Source organism: Methanosarcina subterranea (assembly GCF_055385895.1).
The window spans coordinates 2,004,981-2,022,555 of the sequence record NZ_AP042426.1 but is presented as its reverse complement, the minus strand read 5'-3'; the positions used below and the strand labels follow the sequence as shown (position 1 = coordinate 2,022,555).

Annotated in this window: 14 protein-coding genes and 4 pseudogenes; 6 read left to right on the top strand and 12 right to left on the bottom strand. The window is 39.9% G+C overall.

The features are described from left to right. Positions 1-105 precede the first annotated feature (105 nt). The 3 genes and pseudogenes from ACZ5A8_RS08910 (at position 106) to ACZ5A8_RS08900 (ending at position 3,674) form a co-directional block, all read left to right on the top strand. A pseudogene (locus ACZ5A8_RS08910) lies at positions 106-1,028 on the top strand (ABC transporter ATP-binding protein). Positions 1,029-1,030: 2 nt separating this feature from the next. Further along, positions 1,031-2,413, top strand: a complete 1,383-nt coding sequence (locus ACZ5A8_RS08905) for a COG1361 S-layer family protein (protein ID WP_464533418.1) — start codon at positions 1,031-1,033, stop codon at positions 2,411-2,413. A gap of 35 nt (positions 2,414-2,448) precedes the next feature. Further along, positions 2,449-3,674, top strand: a pseudogene (locus tag ACZ5A8_RS08900) (ABC transporter permease). A gap of 410 nt (positions 3,675-4,084) precedes the next feature. On the opposite strand, the pseudogene tnpC reads toward ACZ5A8_RS08900, so the two are convergent. The 5 genes and pseudogenes from tnpC to ACZ5A8_RS08875 form a co-directional block, all read right to left on the bottom strand. Further along, positions 4,085-5,542 (bottom strand): annotated as a pseudogene (gene tnpC, locus ACZ5A8_RS08895) (IS66 family transposase). Positions 5,543-5,630: 88 nt separating this feature from the next. Next, positions 5,631-6,571 (bottom strand): annotated as a pseudogene (iscB, locus tag ACZ5A8_RS08890) (RNA-guided endonuclease IscB). Positions 6,572-6,923: 352 nt separating this feature from the next. After that, entirely contained in the window at positions 6,924-7,088 is a 165-nt protein-coding gene (locus ACZ5A8_RS08885) for a hypothetical protein (RefSeq protein ID WP_464533416.1), read from the bottom strand. A 74-nt stretch (positions 7,089-7,162) separates the two neighbouring features. After that, on the bottom strand, positions 7,163-8,407 hold the full coding sequence (locus tag ACZ5A8_RS08880) for an IS110 family RNA-guided transposase (RefSeq protein WP_464530608.1): 1,245 nt from the start codon (positions 8,405-8,407) through the stop codon (positions 7,163-7,165). 221 nt (positions 8,408-8,628) lie between these two features. Further along, a complete protein-coding gene (locus ACZ5A8_RS08875; RefSeq protein WP_464533415.1) occupies positions 8,629-9,117 on the bottom strand; it encodes a class I SAM-dependent methyltransferase in 489 nt (162 codons plus the stop codon). 200 nt (positions 9,118-9,317) lie between these two features. On the opposite strand from ACZ5A8_RS08875, the gene ACZ5A8_RS08870 reads away from it, so the two are divergent. After that, the gene (locus tag ACZ5A8_RS08870; protein WP_464533413.1) at positions 9,318-9,563 is read left to right on the top strand and encodes a hypothetical protein; all 246 of its coding nucleotides are present in this window, start codon (positions 9,318-9,320) and stop codon (positions 9,561-9,563) included. Positions 9,564-10,024: 461 nt separating this feature from the next. On the opposite strand, the gene ACZ5A8_RS08865 is transcribed toward ACZ5A8_RS08870, so the two are convergent. Further along, positions 10,025-10,180, bottom strand: a complete 156-nt coding sequence (locus ACZ5A8_RS08865) for a hypothetical protein (protein ID WP_464533412.1) — start codon at positions 10,178-10,180, stop codon at positions 10,025-10,027. Positions 10,181-10,305: 125 nt separating this feature from the next. Continuing rightward, complete coding sequence (locus tag ACZ5A8_RS08860) at positions 10,306-11,667, bottom strand: NAD(P)-dependent malic enzyme (RefSeq protein WP_464533410.1); 1,362 nt, start codon at positions 11,665-11,667, stop codon at positions 10,306-10,308. A 285-nt stretch (positions 11,668-11,952) separates the two neighbouring features. Here ACZ5A8_RS08860 and ACZ5A8_RS08855 point away from each other — a divergent pair, with 285 nt between their 5' ends. Both ACZ5A8_RS08855 and ACZ5A8_RS08850 read left to right on the top strand, forming a co-directional pair. Then, entirely contained in the window at positions 11,953-12,348 is a 396-nt protein-coding gene (locus ACZ5A8_RS08855) for a Mov34/MPN/PAD-1 family protein (RefSeq protein ID WP_229391706.1), read from the top strand. A 376-nt stretch (positions 12,349-12,724) separates the two neighbouring features. After that, positions 12,725-12,898, top strand: coding sequence for a hypothetical protein (locus ACZ5A8_RS08850; RefSeq protein WP_229391707.1), 174 nt, complete (start codon positions 12,725-12,727; stop codon positions 12,896-12,898). Between the two features lie 249 nt (positions 12,899-13,147). Here ACZ5A8_RS08850 and ACZ5A8_RS08845 read toward each other — a convergent pair whose 3' ends face one another. The 5 genes from ACZ5A8_RS08845 to ACZ5A8_RS08825 all read right to left on the bottom strand — a co-directional run bounded on the left by ACZ5A8_RS08845 (position 13,148) and on the right by ACZ5A8_RS08825 (position 17,572). Then, positions 13,148-15,388: a CHASE4 domain-containing protein gene (locus tag ACZ5A8_RS08845; RefSeq protein WP_464533409.1), complete on the bottom strand. Its 2,241-nt coding sequence runs from the start codon at positions 15,386-15,388 to the stop codon at positions 13,148-13,150. Between the two features lie 579 nt (positions 15,389-15,967). After that, positions 15,968-16,216 (bottom strand): KEOPS complex subunit Pcc1, encoded by a 249-nt coding sequence (locus ACZ5A8_RS08840; RefSeq protein ID WP_322224496.1) that lies wholly within the window; start codon positions 16,214-16,216, stop codon positions 15,968-15,970. Positions 16,217-16,641: 425 nt separating this feature from the next. Next, positions 16,642-17,115: an rRNA maturation protein gene (locus tag ACZ5A8_RS08835; RefSeq protein ID WP_464533407.1), complete on the bottom strand. Its 474-nt coding sequence runs from the start codon at positions 17,113-17,115 to the stop codon at positions 16,642-16,644. Between the two features lie 5 nt (positions 17,116-17,120). Next, entirely contained in the window at positions 17,121-17,258 is a 138-nt protein-coding gene (locus ACZ5A8_RS08830; protein WP_011021777.1) for a DNA-directed RNA polymerase subunit P, read from the bottom strand. A gap of 29 nt (positions 17,259-17,287) precedes the next feature. Beyond that, complete coding sequence (locus tag ACZ5A8_RS08825; RefSeq protein ID WP_229391710.1) at positions 17,288-17,572, bottom strand: 50S ribosomal protein L37ae; 285 nt, start codon at positions 17,570-17,572, stop codon at positions 17,288-17,290. Positions 17,573-17,575: the final 3 nt, after the last annotated feature.

Here is a 17,575-nt window from a genome sequence, read left to right as displayed (position 1 = left end):
GAAGGAAACTATGAACCAAAAAAGCTCAAACTCAAGCTATCTTAAAAAGTTCATTTCAGCCTGAGATATTCAGTTCAGATATGATTAGCTTTTTAGAGGTAATTTATGGCACTTACCGAAATTATAGAGACATTTAAAACGAAGTTAAATCCTTCAAAAATTATGGATTCACTCGAAAAAACAGCGAGTTTCTACGATAAATCAGGTAATAGTTCCGGGGGAAGTGATTCAGAGGAGGATCTAAAAAGAAACCCGTACAGCAGTTCAGCTACCGGTTCTGTCAAAGGCTTTGAAGCGACCGGAATCGCCCTGAACAATAAAGAGCCGCTCATCAAACTGACTGATGTCTGGAAAATTTACCAGATGGGGGAAGTCGAGTTTGCAGCTCTCAAAGGAATAGATCTGGAGATCTATGAAGGTGAGTTTCTGGTTGTGCTGGGTCCTAGCGGAAGTGGTAAAAGCACACTTATGAACCTGCTGGGCTGTCTGGACATACCCTCGGAAGGCACTGTTTACCTGAACTCAGAAGATATCTCAGAACTTGCTGAATCCGAGCTTGCCCGCATCCGGGGACAGATGATCGGCTTTATTTTCCAGAGTTTCAACCTCATACCCACATTGAGCACGGAAGAAAACGTACTACTGCCTCTGGAATTCCAGGAGGAAGATATACAGACAGCCCGGAAAAAAGCAGCATACCTGCTTGATATAGTCGGACTTTCGGACAAGAGAAAAAATCTTCCTTCTCAACTGTCAGGCGGACAGAGGCAAAGGGTTGCTATAGCGCGATCCCCCTGGCTGTGAACCCGCCTATAATCCTTGCAGACGAGCCCACAGGAAACCTGGACACCAAGACCGGAGACTATATCTTGGACTTTCTGGACGGACTGAACAAAAAAGAAGGTAAGACGATCATTATAGTAACCCATGACCTGGAACTGGTAAAATATGCAACAAGGGTTGTATACATCAGGGATGGGGAAATCGAGAAAATTGAGGAGCACAAGAAAAACGAAAAGGTGGAATAAAAATGAAGAAGTTTTCTTTACTCGCGTTATTACTGCTGGTTTCAGCATTCATATGCCTTGGGACTGGAACAGCCCTTGGCGCATCAAACGGAAACATAAATTCCGCATCCGTGCAGGTAAACCTGACCAACCAGAACCCTGATGCTGCCCGGCCCGGAGAAGCCGTAGAGCTTACATTCAGCGTGCAGAATGTAGGAAAAAATGACCTGAAAGACATCACTGTTTCAGTTGAACCTGAGTATCCTTTCTCAAAGCTTTCAGGGGAATCCCTTGAAAAATCGATGTCTTACCTGAATGCACGGCAGGACGATGATGATGCAGGCGTCCTGAAGTTCAAGCTGCTGACCGATTCCAATGCTTCCGAAGGCACGTATAAAATGAAAGTCACAACCACTTCAAAAAGCGGATCAGGTTCCTCCTCAAGCACGATGACCACTACAAACACCATATATCTCGATGTAAGAGGCAAAGAATACGCCCAGATTGTGACCATAGATAAAGCAAACATTGACCTTGCAAAAGAAGAGCCTCTTAAATTTATAATCACAAACACCGGAAACTCCCCTCTGAAAAACATGGTCATCTCCTGGGAAGACCCTGAAGGCGTAATTTTACCTGTTTATTCGGACAATACAAAGTATATTAAATACCTGGCAGCCGGAGACTCTATAGACATTATTTACTCGGTAATGGCGGATGTGAATGCTGATCCGGGACTCTATACTCTGAATTTAACCCTCAGTTACGAAGACTTTGAGTCCAATGAAAAAACAATCAAAACCACAGCAGGGCTTTTCGTAGGCGGAGAAACAGATTTTGATGTATCCTTCTCGGAAAGTGATGCAGGAGAGATCTCTCTATCAGTTGCAAATGTCGGCAACAACATTGCATATTCCGTGAAAGTATCGGTTCCGAAACAGAATAATTTCAAGGTAACCGGAAGCTCTTCAAGTATCGTTGGAAACCTTGAGAAAGGAGACTACACAATCACTTCCTTTAATGTCGCAAGTACACAGGCTGCTGGCGAGAGTGGAAAATCAGGGTCCGGTACAGCAAAAACCAGTTCAGGAGACAATGTGCCCTCCGCATCCGGAGCCACCTCTCCATTGAAAGTTCAGATTGAATATACGGATGCGAAAGGAGAAAGAATCACTGTTGATAAAGATGTCGAAATCGAGATGACTTCAGCCGCAATGGCCACTGGAGACAGGCCCGGAGCAGATAGCAACAGCCAGGGTTCCTACCTGCCTTACCTCGTGGTAATAATAGTCGCAGGAGCAGGTGTTTTCATATACCGCAGAAAAAAACAGTCAGGAAACGGAAAACAGTCCGGAGACAAAAAGCCTGAAGAACAGAAATACAGCCTTAAGACGCCCAGAGACTGAAAAATCAACACCCGTAGGGAACGGAAGGATACAAAATGAGAAATTCAACCTACCTGAAAATGGGCCTGAACATGCTTGTACACAGCAAGCTCCGGAGCTGGCTGACCATTATCGGGATAGTTATAGGAGTCGGATCTGTAATTGGCATTGTCTCTTTAGGGGATGCCATGCAGGCAGACATACAGAGCAGGCTTGCGGAGATGGACCTGACAAAAATAACCATATCTCCGGGGTATGCCAGGGCGTCATCCAGCATGCGTGGTCCTTCCTGGATGGCAGGGGATGTATCGACAGATTCCGAATTGACAGATGATGATATTGATGCCCTTCAGGGTCTGGACAGTATACAATACATAACCGGTCAGATTTCCGGTAGTGAAGAGGCAAAATATGCAGGAGAAACCGCAACCCTCTCAATTACGGGTGTGGATCCCCAGGTCTGGAAATATACGACGACACTTAAGACGCAATCCGGGAGATTGCTTGAACCAGCTGATAAGTATGTTGCAGTCATAGGAAGCGACATTGCCAGTGGAATTTATGACCGGAATGTAGGAATTAACCAGGTAATAACAATCAACGGTAAAGCAGTCAGAGTTGTTGGAATTTTGGAAGAAAAAGGGGCAGGAGATGACTCAAAAATCTACATGCCAATAGATGGGGCAGTAGAACTTATTGATGACGCAGAAAAAGATGTTTATGATGGCATCATTGTGAAAGCCAGGAGTGAAGATCTTGTTAACGGACTTATGGAAGACATCGAGGATAAGCTCATGGTTTCAAGGCACATTATCCGGGAGGATGACAGAGACTTTTCCGTAACAGCTTCAAAATCCATGGCAGAATCAGTTACCGAAATGACGAGTTCAATGACCCTCTTCCTTGGAGCTATCGCAGCCGTCTCCCTCCTTGTAGGAGCTGTGGGTATTGCAAACACTATGTTTACCTCAGTCCTTGAAAAGACCAAGGAGATAGGAACTATGAAAGCCATTGGAGCGAAAAACAGGGATATCCTTATGATTTTCCTTTTTAACTCTGCAATGGTGGGTTTTGTTGGCGGTGTTCTTGGAGTTATGCTGGGATGGATTGTTTCAGCTGGTCTCCAATCTATGATGGGAAGTGATATGACTTCAGGAGGTGTAAGCCCTTACCTGATGGTTGAAGGACTTGCCCTGGCATTCTGATAGGTGTGATCTCTGGAGTGGTACCTGCGTACAGGGCCTCGAAGTTAAAGCCAGTAGATGCATTAAGATATGAATGAATTAGGAAGGAATCACGAATCCATAAGGAAGGAAGCTCACAGCTTTAGCGTGAGAGGAATTCCGTCAACTTCCAGACCATTTAAGGTATATTCATATCCATCAACTCTACTCAAAATATTGCAATATTTATGACTGATTCCTTGTGCTATTCTAACACCTTCTTTATTTTTTATATCAAAATACCCTGTTTTTCTACAGGCAACTGCACCAATATGAACACCCTTGTATTTTCCTTTTGGAATTGTTGCTTTAATAACATCTCCGGTTTGAAAACCGAAAAATGATTTTCGTCTGGCTAAATATCCTCTAGGGAAGCCGTATTTATCAAGATTGGTTCTGCAATGTGAACCTCTGCCTTTTGATTTTATATATAATACATTATTTGTTTTTAATATTAATTCGTAACTACTCAGGGTATAGTTAGCGGTGCTCCGCTGAGCGCCGCGAGAATACCTTCTATAACAGGTAAATCGTTCTTTTTAATGGTCGAAATATAAGCTCTAATTCTGCAGAAAGCTTCCGCTCCTTGTATAGTTCTGAAAGTTCCTGATATTTTCTGCTGTAATTTCATCATCCTTATGTCTCTTTCTGCCTGGTTATTTTCAAATGGAACTCTCAAATCATTGAGGAATCTCAGGATCTGTTCTTTGTTTTCTATAAACCTGTCAAGTAGGTTCCTTGCTTTTGTTTTTGGATTTTTACCACGTTTTCCATGTTTTTCAGGGTTTAGAGAAGGTGGATTTTCTTCAATCCCTTTCATGACGATAGCATTGAACCTCTCTTCCAACGCTTTAATTTGTTCAAAATCCAGATCTTTGACTTGCTCTTTGCATTCATCAGTATACTTTTTCATTTCTGTTAACAGTTCATTCATCTCTTTAGCCCATTGCTGTTTATAGTTCTCCTCAATTCCAGTAAGTTCTCTCTGGAGATGAGCGTTGCAAAGAGCATGATCACATTCATAACTGTTATAGGGTTTCCATCCGTCATGAACTGCTATTCCTTTAAACTCTGGAAGAATTCCCATGGCATTAATTGCTTTTGATCCTCTTTTTGAGTGAGCAAAATAACAGGTGTATTTGTCATTAGAAGCTACATGAAGCCAATGCCTTTTTCCTTCAATTTTCATCCCAGTTTCATCACAATGGATAACAGGAGAAGTTATTAACTTCTCCTTACTCATATTTTCAAACTCCTCTAAATTCCGGAAGCATTCTTTTTCTGCTCTGATTATCGTAGCAGAACAGATTTTTATCCCCATAACGTCATCAAAAAACTCTAAAATCCTTTTATAGGGAATAAACTGGTAGTTTTTACAGTAAATTGCTGAAGCTAAAATATTAGGACCATACTGGACGGGATATTTCACAGATTCTGGAAAAGAAGCTTTATTTGATTTTCCACAGTGAGTACAGGTCTTAATCTGACTTCGATGTTCCGTAACAATTAGATTTACAGGAGGAATATCAAAAATTTGTCTTCTCTCATAAGCTTCAACTTCAACATCCTCAAGAGTATGTCCACATTCTTTGCAGCAGGTCAAAGAATGTTCAATTACCTAATCAGGACCATTAACCATATCAAGAGTTGTGCCTGGATGACCTTCTTGACCTCCAGGTTTCTTCCCACTCTTTTTCCGGAGACTCTTGGGATTAGGTTTTTCTTTGACTAAAAAGTCAGTAGAAGGAGGTTTACTGCTGTTTCTGCTATTTTGATTTAAGCGAGATTCTAAAATCCTTACACGTTCTTCTAGTTCAGCAATTCGAATAGCTTGTTCTTCTATGATAGTTTCAAGTCTCTGGATTACAGAAATTACAGCTTCAGGACCAGCTTCATAGATAACGAGGATCTCTTCACGTGTAAGCATAATAACGAAACAAAATAGGATTTAATTTATATGCAATTTTTCCTCGAAAAGAGGAAAAATTGTAGCCTTTCAAAGGCCACCTGAATTGTTACATTAATTCATTAGGAGTTGATTGACCTACACAAACAGCATCAAAATGATGATCTTTAGGTAGTCCTAATTTTATTCTATTCATTTTAGTTCTTGCACCTGTACCACATTCAATTTCTAATCCTATATTTTTTAATACATCAAATATTTTCCATCTTGTAGCTGTAACAAGTGCAGCATCTTTTAATGATTTTTTAACTAAATTATTAATTTCAGGATGTCCAAATTCTTCAGCCGTTTGAGTTCCTTTTGCAATATTACATTCTTTGCAAGATATTGTTAAATTTGAAACTCTATTACTACCGCCTCTTGCTTTTGGATTTATATGTTCAATTTCTAAAGGTACGTTTTCTATACCACAATAAACACATTTTCTATTAAATTTTTCAAGTAAATATTCTCTAACTTCGTAACCTTGAAGTTCTCCTTGCTGATATTCAATTCCTGAAATTTCAGGATTTTGCATTAATTGAATATCAAATTTAACGTTTTCATATGAAATATTTGTTAAAGGACATAGTTTTTGTAATTTAATTACCCAATTTTTGATATTATCAACACGGCTTTGTAAAGATGGTGGAATCCAACCTTCTTTTCGTTTTCTATTTAAGAATCTAGCTTTTCTGTATCTTGTTTTTCTATTTCGTCTTGATCTTCTTAATGCTCTACGGCTGTCCATATTGCTTTTTATATTGGTTTTGTGATGGATTTGAGCTAACCAAACTACTTTAGAATTATTTAAGATAGCTAAGTATATCGGCTTCCATAATCTATTTTAAGCCTGAATTCTTGATTATTTGAAATTTTCAATTCTTTCAACCGAATTGTAAACGGATATTTTTTATGGATTACAGCCTTTCCTGTTTTTAGCAATTTTCTGGCAACTGCTGAATGACAGGGACTTAACGGCTGCTTATTTTTATTTAATACAAATGTCATATTATTCTTCGGATTTCTCCGGTAACGCACTTTTGTGTCTCTTCTCCCCAATATTGAAAATGCTTGTTAGGTATAACACACCGTCTACATCTCAATAAGACTTTTAATGTTATACGATAGAGCTACAAACTGAAGAAGCATTTGTAGGTATCATGACATTTTCAATGTAGTAAATTAATACTTAGGGTGGTCAACGAGAGCCTATTACAAGCTCATTGCTTTAGCATGAGAAGTTGACCCTTCCTTAATTTCCTGCTTAATCGGAAAAGGGAAAGTAGGGAAAAGCGAGTCTGATTTATTTGGTCTTTTTTTTAAAAAGAACAGGAGTCTACGCGGATGTAAAACCCTTAATTTATACAATTTTTCTCCCGAACATCACTGCAAACTGATAGTACTTATATATACAGCTGACATCACGAAAACCTGTTTCTTTAAGCCAGTCCAGCTGTTGATCTAATTTTGAATCTTTATCAAGTTTGGTTCTTTCATAACCAGCCAGTATTTCTTCTTCGGGCAAGCCGCTGCCTTCAACGTACTGTCTCCAGGTTGTCTTATTTAAATTTAGCATGAAAGTACATGAGGATATCTTCCTCACATGCTCTCTTCATCCTCTTTTCGCGTTATTGCAAATATTTCACTAATTATTTTTATTCGTTCATCAACTGAGAATATCTCGGTCTCAACAATCTTTCTCTTTTGAATTTCCCTTTTTTTATATCCAGTTTCATCTTCGTACATCTCATCATTCGTAATAAGATGCCATATTATCGTTGCAATTTTCCTTGCCAAGGCAATAATTGCCTTTGCATGTCCAATTGACTTCTTTTTCCTGTTAAAAAACTCTTTTAACTTACTGTTATTCTTTCTTGCCGCTGCTTGAGCAATCTGCGTCAGAATCCATCTTGCTCTCTTTGATCCTCTCTTTGTGATTCTTCCGTTGTGGTATTTATCTGCAGATTGATACACATTAGGAACCAGACCAAGCCAAGAAGCAAGCTTATCTCCAGAAGAAAAATCCTTGAAATTGCCTATTTCAGCAAGTAGAATTGCCGCACCAAGTTCTCCTATACCTGGAACTGACATTAAAATCTCCATTTCTCGCTTATGATTTCTATAAGCATAATTGAAAATTTCTTTTTCTAAAGCTTCGATCTCATCATCAAGACTTTTTATGAGTTTTAGACAGATCTGAAGTCTGAATGCAGCACTTTGAGAGATTTCTCGCTCAAGAATTTCTCTGATTTGATCACTTTTTTTACGAACATTTGGAGAAAGACTTGCGATAATCTGGTCAACAGTCTTACCTGAAGAGATTCCTGATAAGATCATTCTGCCATTCTTGCCGAAAATGTCTGTCAGCACATTCTTCAGGTTTAACATTTCAGATGCAAGAATTGAGTGAGCTTTATTTTTTAGATCTGTTCTTTTTTGTACAAGTGTTAACCGAAGTCGAACATATGATCTAAAATCTCTATGATCCTTTGGAAAAACTCTTGATGGCTGAATCATATTATTAAGTGCAAGTTGTGCAATGACTTCTGAATCAATCTTATCTGTTTTTTTATGTGTAAATACCTTCATATCTCGCGCATTTCCAACTATCACCGGTAGATGCTTTATCAAAGAATCATGGACAGGAACCCAAAAGTCACTTGTTGATTCACATGCAACAACATTACATTTTTCTGATATTACCCAATTTTTAAGGGCTAAAATTCCCTCATCATCTCTGTCGAAACGCTGCTGTTGTTTTTCACCAGATCTACTGAGAATTGTAGCAATGAAAAAGAGTTTGTGAATGTCTAAACCACAAGCTTTGTTTATGACTTCAATCATCAAATAATATCACCCAATTTATTTGGGCAGTGGAATTGCCTCAAAGGCCAATTTAGCATCCGTGATCAAAGTCACACTTGAGCCTTCGATGGCAATTCACTGATTAGTTTTCTGACGGTTTTGAAAAACCAAAATTAGGACAACCTTACTGCCCAAAGTAATAAGGAATTCAATAGCCAAAAAAGTGGGGTAAAGTACTTTCATTTAGTTGTGCATGTTATTCAAAGAATATCATGTGCGTTTTCTATGAAAGGAGTTTCTCCATGTACCTGATCGGCGTTAATAAAAATTCCGTTCTCTTTAAGTATGGAGTAACTTTTTTTGTAGAGATCTCTTTTGTCTTCATCCTCCAGGTGATGGATAGATAGGGCTGAGATTACCATATCATATTTTTCCACGAAATCATATTCTGAATAGTCTGCTGCAATGTACTTTACATTTGAGTTATTTTTGAATCTGTTTTTTGCCATATCCAGCATCTTTTCCGAGATGTCAATAAGCGTGAATGATGCCTCAGGATATCTTTTCATCATAAACGACGATAATAGCCCTGTTCCGGCACCTACGTCCAGTATATCTGGATTTTCCTTATTTACTGATGCCACGGATACAGTTGTTCCATAAAAATCATTGAAACAGGGTATGAATTTCTTCCTCTGTTGATCATACTTTTTTGAGATATCATCAAACTTTCTTTGAATTTCACTCATGTTTTCCTCCAGGTCTTTGCACCAGGGAAGGGCGCTTCCTTTCCTTCTTACTGCATATGCGTTTGTTCTGCAATATAATTAATTCATTTTGGCCTGTTACCGTATCTCATATTCGTTTTTAATCTTTCTAAGCCAGTTTAGGTGGATTTTTACAAAGCTCAATAAATAATTTATTTATATCTTGCGGCATTGTTAGAGTCATGTATAATGAAGATAAAGCAGCAGCCAGCGATGATAAGAGCCGTGAATTTGGCGTATTGGGGGATGTCCTGAGAGAACTACAAAGGGAAGAAATGGAACATACTGAGACTTGCCAGGTGGAAATTTCAGAGACCAGCATAACAAAAAGAATGCTTGAGTTAATAACAGAAATCAACACAAGATTAAAAGAGATTTCAGAGACGCAGAAGAAGATACTGGAAGAGCTTCAAAAGAACACGAAGTAATAAACTCTATTACCATTTCATTTTTGGAAATTATTTTTCAATTTAATGCTTTATGTATAGTCGTGCTACTGGCTGCTTTAGCATTTAATCGCAGACTCTATAGTAAATTAATTGTTACCACCGGAACTGGTTGATCCATCATTTTTACTCTGTAATCCTAATTTAAAGCTTTTGGGAGTGGGGGATATGAAAGAGGTTTATATCCAACTTAGAGAGATCCGTACATACGACTGTTCCCCACAACCCATTTTATATAATACTAAAGTTGTATTTATACTTCACTTCCTAAAATGAAAAGAGAATTTAACTTTCATTATATCGATTGACTTTATCAATCTTGCCTCATACAAGGCGGAAAAGATCATAAAAGGTCGGGATTATACCGGGCTAAAGAAAAGGTTAGCTTTACACGACGACTATTTTTTTTGTCCCTGTTCTCCTCCTGAGTTTCAATCAAGGTATTATTCTTTCAGTTTCATCGGTTCTCCGCAGCAGTCCATATCACCGGTACAGCCCATAGCACAGCGTCCATCCATACACTCATTTGTTACTTTAAGTTCGAGCCCGCATCTCTCACAGATAAGTACCTGGCCCTGTTTCAGATTGGTGCAATTCATTGAATACCCCCAATATATTTGACAGAAAAAATATGTAATATAGGTTAAAATTGCTTTTGAAACAATAGTTCTGAATATTAGTCTGCGAACCTGGATTGGTTTGCGAAAGAAGAAACTCGAATCTTTCAGGTACTGTCTTCAAAGTTTTTTCTTGCAGCACAGCTTTCAAGTGACGCATGTGCGACGGCTTTTGCAACCGCAGGCACCACATGCTTATCAAGGGGGTCCGGGATGATATGGTCTTCGGAAAGCTCGCCTGCAGTCACAACATCTGCAAGGGCACAGGCTGCTGCCATCTCCATTTCAGGTGTTATCTTTCTTGCGCAGGTGCCAAGAGCCCCTTTGAAAACTCCAGGGAAACTCAGGCAATTGTTGAGCTGGTTTGGAAAGTCCGATCTGCCGGTAGCAACAATTCTTGCTCCCGCTCTTTTTGCAGCTTCAGGCATGATTTCAGGGACAGGGTTTGCCATTGCCATTACAACTGCATCTTTTGACATCGAGCGGACCATGTCCTCGGTCACTATCCCTCCGACTGAGACTCCTATAAAGAGGTCAGCTCCAGGGAAGGCTTCTTTGAGGCCGCCTTTTAACTTCTCAGGATTCGTAAGCCTGGCAATTTCCTCTTTTACAGGGTTCATGCCCTTTTCCCTCCCTTCATATATAATTCCCTGGCTGTCATATGCAAGGATTTTTGCAGGGTCTGCTCCTGCCCGGACCAGAAACCTGAAAATTGCAACCCCTGCAGCCCCAAGCCCTGAGATGACTATTTTTAGCTCTCTCAGTTCTTTTTTTACGATTTTAAGGGCATTCAGGAGCCCTGCAAATACTACAATGGCCGTCCCGTGCTGGTCGTCATGGATAATAGGAAGGTCAAGCTCTTCCCGCAGCCTCGCCTCGATTTCAAAACAGCGGGGTGCACTGATATCTTCAAGGTTGATGCCTCCGAAAACCGGAGCCAGGTTTTTTACTACTTTTATAATCTCTTCAGTGTCCTGTGTGTCCAGGCAGATAGGAAAAGCGTCTATGCCGGCAAATTCTTTGAAGATAATCGCCTTTCCTTCCATAACCGGCAGAGCCGCATAAGGTCCTATGTTCCCGAGCCCGAGTACAGCTGAGCCGTCAGTTACGACAGCAACTGTATTTTTCTTAAGGGTGTAAAGGTAAACAAGGCTGGGGTTTTCACTAATTTTCCGGCACGGTTCGGCAACTCCGGGTGTATAGGCAACGCTGAGGTCGTGGATTGTACGGAGGCGAACCTTGCTTGCAACCTCAAGTACACCTCCAAGTCTCCTGTGCATTGCAAGCGACTCCTGATACAGTGAATCATGCGTGCCATCATCTTTTTCGGTACCCTTTCCAGAGACCTTTTGGGAATCTGCCTTAAAGTCCGAATCCGCCTCAAAGCCTTTCTCAATATTTTCTTTCAGATCTCTTTCCGAGCCTGAAACCGAACGAATGTCTTTTATTCCGAAAACCCCCTTTACCAAGGCAAATCCTGTTTCCGAAGAGAGAAATCTCCGGAAAAGATGCCTGTAGGAAATATAATGTTACATAGTGATTTATAACGTTATACAGTGATTTATAATGCTACATAGTGATTTGCAGAAATAATAGATAAACCCGATGGGGTAAAATGAACCCGGACTAAAGAATGCGGGTTCGGGTTGCAATTAAGAAATATCAAAATTAAGGGGAATTTTACTTCCACGTTTTCTCAATTTGCATACCTGTTTTCCAGAAAGAGATATACCACTTAAAGAGAATTACCCTGTATGCAGATTAAAGGAATTGCCCGCGATACTCTTGATTTTATTCTTGAAGCTAGCAGGTCAATGGCTCCGGAAGAGTTTGCCGGGCTTTTGCAGGAGAAGGATGGCATAATCACCGAGGTACTTATCCTTCCAGGCACCGAATCAAGTGATTCAAGCGCGGTTCTCAGGCTTTACATGATGCCGAATGTAAAAGCTGCAGGTTCGGTCCACAGTCACCCCGGACCCAATCGAAGCCCCTCAGAAGCCGACTTACACCTTTTTTCGAAAACCGGAAACTGCCATATCATAGTTGGCCGTCCCTACAACAGGCAGAGCTGGACCTGCTATGACAGGGGAGGGAATATTAGAGAGCTTCCTGTCCTTGACATAGAATTCGAAGAAGATGAGGAAATTTAATAAAACAAAAACCGATGTGACTGTTTCTCCCTGCAACATAAAGTTCTGTTCCAGGCATCCAGCGAATGTTCAGGCAACGTCCGGGCTAATATCTCAATCTCGTTCTCTTTAGTAACCTTAAAATCTCGTTCTCTTTAGTAACCTTAACTGTTTTTTTCATTATTATGCCTTGAAAAGTGGCGTTTTTCTTCGGACCTGCCTGCTGCCTGCCTTATCCCCTACCAAAAACATTTTATTTACAGATACACATTATTTATGGGATACACCCTGAACTTCATTTAAAATGAAGCAGCTTTAACTTCAAGGTTGTATCCGGGAAACATATCTGGGACTCAAGAACCAGATAGCCTTCACGTATCTGGAGGTAGTAATCCTAATGCCTACATGCCAAGACTGCAGATTTTATACGGCTATTGATGAGCTAAAAGGCGAATGTTTCAGCCTCGGATTTGAAGTACGCGGGAAAACCGATTCCAAGAAGTGCCCGGAGCGGGCTTTCAGGCCAAATAAAGGACCCAAATCGAAAAACGCCGGAGCGGCAAGGTATTAAAAATGAACAGCGGATTGGGGACGAAAAAAGCTCTATTAAACGAGGTTGAAGTGTAAAAATACATTGATCAAGCCTCCAGCTGGACAAAAAACCGGAAAGCGCAAAAAAATCTGTTTCTGCTTGCCGGAATCAAACGGATTTCAGGTTAAGTCCTATTCAACATTTTCTTTTTATATCTTCTTTTTTACCTTTACATTTCTCTCTATACTGATATCTGTTATTATCCCTTTATCTTGAAGCCTTCAGTTTTCAGCCGTTTTGCTCTTTCTTATCTGTTCTGTTTTGTTCTTTCTTATCTATTCTTTTCTGTTCTTTCTCATCTAACCATGTACTTTCGCCATCTCTTTTATCCCAATTTATAGGAATTGCGAATGCAAAGGTGCTCCCTTCACCGGGACTGCTTCTGAACCAGATATACCCTCCATGAAGATTAACAATCTGCTTAACCAGTGAAAGTCCAAGCCCCGTTCCCTGGAACGTTTTTGAGGAAAATGGATCAACCTGGCTGAACGGCTTGAAGAGTTTGTGCTGGTCCTCAGCTTTTATCCCGATTCCATTGTCCTTAACCATTATTTCTACCAGGTCTCTTTTCTTTCTTGCTTCTATCTTTACAGGACTATTTTCCTGGGAGAATTTTATAGCGTTATCCATAAGATTGTACATTACCTGAACAAACCTGGCTTCGTCTGCAAGGATGCTGGTAAGATTGCTATCTACATAGATTTCAATTTTGATGTTTTTCCGGTCTGCAATTGGAGATAGAAGATTCTTTATCATGTTTAGCTTATTAACAAGTTCAAACTCTTTGTATTCAAGCTCCAGTTTTCCGGCCTCTACTTTAGAAAGATCCAGAATGTCATTAATCAGATTAAGAAGGTGCTTTCCACTCCTTGAAATATTGCCTGTATACTTTAGCTGTTTTTCATTCAACTCCCCAAAGGCTTGTTCATGCAAAAGATCTGAGAATCCTATTATTGAGTTAAGTGGAGTTCTCAGCTCATGACTCATATTTGCAAGGAATTCGCTCTTGGTACGGTTCGCAATTTCTGCAATTTGCTTTTCCTGAAGAAGTTTCTCTATTGCTTTCTTTCCCGTAATATCCGTGCAGGTTTCCAGAACGCCTATGATCCTGCCATTATCATCAGTTACCGGTATTGCCTGGACAAACCAGGAATTACCGTCCTCTGTAGTAAATTCCCCTGACTTTTTATTTCCTTTCAGAAAGATCTCTTCAAGCTTCAGGTTTTCAACCAGGGGACTGCTTATGTCCGAAATATCTTTAAGGCGTATTCCCATTGCTTTTTCAAGGTCCATATGCATATATTCAAGAGCAGCTTTGTTTGCCCAGGTAATTTTAAGCTGAGGATTTACGAAAATAACCAGTTCGTTTAAAGAATCAAGAAGGACTTTCTTTTCCCTCTCCTGGGCCTTTAACTCCTGTTCTGCCAGCTCGATTTCATTCAGCATCCCGTTTATTTCCTTTGAGAGACGATAGAGTTCATCGTCATCTTTTAAAGTCAATCTTTTAGAAAGATCTTTTTCCGATCTGATTCTTGTAACGAAATTATCAATCTCACCAAGTCTCGAAACGAAGAGACTGTCAAGTAAAACTTTAACTCCAACCCCTGTCACAAGCCCGGTTAGCACAAGGAAAAAATACATATAATTCAGAGCTTTTTCGCCGTTCAAATATAGATCTCTGGGGAAATCGGCTCTCATAATAATTGCAGGCTGGCCTGACACGTCCATTAATTCAAAATAACCTGTTATCTTCTCTTCGCTGAAGGGTTCAACAAGAGCCCTATCCGGAGACCCGGAAAAATTTTGAAATTTTGCTTGAAAATCGGAAGGAATATCTTCATCAATCCTGTACATAGAAATTGAAGAACAGGTAGTTTCTCTGAATTTTTCCAGGAGAGCACTGTCTAAATACCTCCCGAAAATTAAAGTGCCTTTCACAGGCCCTTCATATCTTGTCGTAAGGATCGGATGGCAGGAGATAAACATAGGGTCTTCATCAAGCAAAACATAGCCGCTTATAACATTATCTTCTGACTTTATGGAAAGAACCCCGCTTTCTACCATTTCAATAAGCTCTTCAGGAACCGGTTTTTCCTCACCTGTGTTAATGTCTACCGATTTTGTATAGACAAGAGAGCCTGTATCATCCACAAAAAGCATAACATTTACTTTGAGTCCGGCAAGAGTCTGGTTCTGAAGGTTTACGTTTATATATCCCTGATTTCTGTCCTCGATAAAACGGTAAGTATCGTCCCAGCATGCCCAATCCTGGACCATATTATCAATATAACTCTGTTCTGTCGAAACCACATTCTGTACTTTTTCTACATTCTTCAATGTATCGGCCTGTTCGAGCTCCAAAAAGTTTGAAAGCTGCATATTATAGGTAAATGTAAAAGTAGCAGTCAGAACGACAAAAATTAGAATTGTTATTATAAAAACTTTTTTACTAATATCTATTCCGAACACCCCACAGGCTATGAAGAAAATAGATAATCGAAAGCTAAAAAGCAATTATTATAACATTAAAAAGGAGAGATAAGTATATAAGGCTGAGTTGACATTGGAAATAAATTTGTAGTAAAGTAACACTTGTTCTTCTGATCTCACCCTTCAATTATATCTAAAAAATTAATATGAACTTAAATAGTAATTAATAAAAATATAATTCATTTGTATTCGGTTAAGGATTTTGAGCTGCGGATCTCGATTTCGACGGAAAAACTCAAACCCAAATGTTTAGTGTTTAAATTGAAATCGATATCAGATTCCAGTTTTGCATTTGATGAATAATTTAACAAATTTTATGAAAATCAATGCAAGTGATAACGATTTTTCCTTAACCGATGACCAATGAAATATAATTATATTGCATGCAAAATTGACACATCTTTTTCATAATAAGGTTTGGATCCCTGATTTTCATATTTATTCAGGACCCTGAACGTTAAAAACAATTCTAAGTATATCACTGTCCATACCTGTGAGATGGTAATTCTCAATATCTAATTCCCCGAAGCGGCTAAATGATCACTGATCGGCAGTTATTTATTGGGCTTCAGATGTAACCTCAAGGACTTCCTGAGCGATCTGGATGAGCCTGAACCAGGTGTTCAGGGCAGAGCGCAGGGAAACAACGTCTTCAGCTTCAACCATGAGTACAAGGCAGTCTGCACCTTCAAGGGACAGTCCTATCCTTGACCTTTCAGAGAAGTTGTCGTTAAGTTCTGGAAGGACAGCCTGATAGATCTTTTCGGCAGTTTCGATTTCAAATGTAAACTCTGCGGAAAGTTTCAAAAAATTCCTCCTGAGAAGGATCTTACCTTAAAAGTTTTAAACTGACTAGTTTTAAACTGACTAGTTTTAAACTGACTAGTTTTAAACTGACTAGTTTTAAACTGACTAGTTTTAAACTGACTAGTTTTAAACTGACTAGTTTTAAACTGACTAGTTTTAAACTGACTAGTTTTAAACTGACTAGTTTTAAACTGACTAGTTTTAAACTGACTAGTTTTAAACTGACTAGTTTTAAACTAACTAGTTTTAAACTGACTCCGGATCATAATTTTAATTTAAAATATCTGTTCTGAAAACTTAACTTTAGGATCCAGTCCTGGTAAGTTGATTTCAAGATTTACTCTGAAAATAGCCTGATACTCCTGAATAACCTGAAATTCTAAAAATCTGAAATTTCAGAATCTTCAGAAAAATGGGTTATTTGGTCAGTACTTTTTGAAACCTTTGACGGTAAGCTTAAAAAGAGACTTTCCGCTGCCCATGAAATCAATCTCTTTTTCTCCTGCCACCATCAGTGTGGAACGGGGAGGAAGCTGATCAACCTTATCACTTTCTACCCTGTTAAAATGGAAAAAAGACTCAAGTGCGTCCGCAATCTCTCCCTGGCCTGCAAGCACCGGTTCAACATCTGGAAACCAGTAAGAATTGATTTCCTCAGAATACCAGTCCGAAAACCTGAGGGAAAAAAGAAGCTTCCCCGCATCGTCATAAAAGCTGAGTTCCCCGGGGTTTCCGTGGTACTCTCCTGCTACTATGAGAGGCCCGCCCTCTGCAAACTCCAGAAGTTCCTGCATGCCCATCTTGCCGCGGGAAATGCTCCTTCCGGCAATAAAGCGTGAAAGAAGCTTGCAAAGCGTCCGGGTCTTTGCAGAAGGTTTGCGAGAAGAAGTAACTAACATACTTCTTACTCGGCCTTGATGCGTTTGATGGTTGTAGGACGCTCTTTTACCAGGATCCGGTGTCCGCAATACGGGCACCTTATACCTGTGTACTCGTAGTCAATTTCCACTTTCTGTTTACATCGAGTGCACTTATAACCCATACAACCTCACATTCCTGAAAATTGTTAATTTACTTTGCCTCAGCAATGTTCTTCATGGTGCGCAGCAGGGTCTGACCAACGCTTGTGTAGGGGATATAGGTCCCACCAGCGAAGGTGTGTCCACACTTGCTGCATTTCCAGATCCCGGTCCCGAGCCTTCCTACTGTCGGGCGGGCACATTTGGTGCATACATGCGGAGCTCGCATGCGTTCTTCCAGGTCTGCGACAAGCTTTCTGTCTTTTCTCCCGTACCTGGGACCAAACCTGCCTGCAGATCTGGAAATTCTTCCTTTCTTAGTGAATTTTTTTGCCATCGT

What these genes read in the sequence shown, in the direction of transcription:
- ACZ5A8_RS08905 (WP_464533418.1), top strand. Translation starts at nt 1,031, where the DNA reads ATGAAGAAGTTTTCTTTACTCGCGTTATTACTGCTGGTTTCAGCATTC.
- ACZ5A8_RS08855 (WP_229391706.1), top strand. Translation starts at nt 11,953, where the DNA reads ATGCAGATTAAAGGAATTGCCCGCGATACTCTTGATTTTATTCTTGAA.
- ACZ5A8_RS08875 (WP_464533415.1), bottom strand. Translation starts at nt 9,117, where the DNA reads ATGAGTGAAATTCAAAGAAAGTTTGATGATATCTCAAAAAAGTATGAT.
- ACZ5A8_RS08830 (WP_011021777.1), bottom strand. Translation starts at nt 17,258, where the DNA reads ATGGGTTATAAGTGCACTCGATGTAAACAGAAAGTGGAAATTGACTAC.
- ACZ5A8_RS08825 (WP_229391710.1), bottom strand. Translation starts at nt 17,572, where the DNA reads ATGGCAAAAAAATTCACTAAGAAAGGAAGAATTTCCAGATCTGCAGGC.
- ACZ5A8_RS08835 (WP_464533407.1), bottom strand. Translation starts at nt 17,115, where the DNA reads ATGTTAGTTACTTCTTCTCGCAAACCTTCTGCAAAGACCCGGACGCTT.
- ACZ5A8_RS08870 (WP_464533413.1), top strand. Translation starts at nt 9,318, where the DNA reads ATGTATAATGAAGATAAAGCAGCAGCCAGCGATGATAAGAGCCGTGAA.
- ACZ5A8_RS08865 (WP_464533412.1), bottom strand. Translation starts at nt 10,180, where the DNA reads ATGAATTGCACCAATCTGAAACAGGGCCAGGTACTTATCTGTGAGAGA.
- ACZ5A8_RS08850 (WP_229391707.1), top strand. Translation starts at nt 12,725, where the DNA reads ATGCCTACATGCCAAGACTGCAGATTTTATACGGCTATTGATGAGCTA.
- ACZ5A8_RS08880 (WP_464530608.1), bottom strand. Translation starts at nt 8,407, where the DNA reads ATGATTGAAGTCATAAACAAAGCTTGTGGTTTAGACATTCACAAACTC.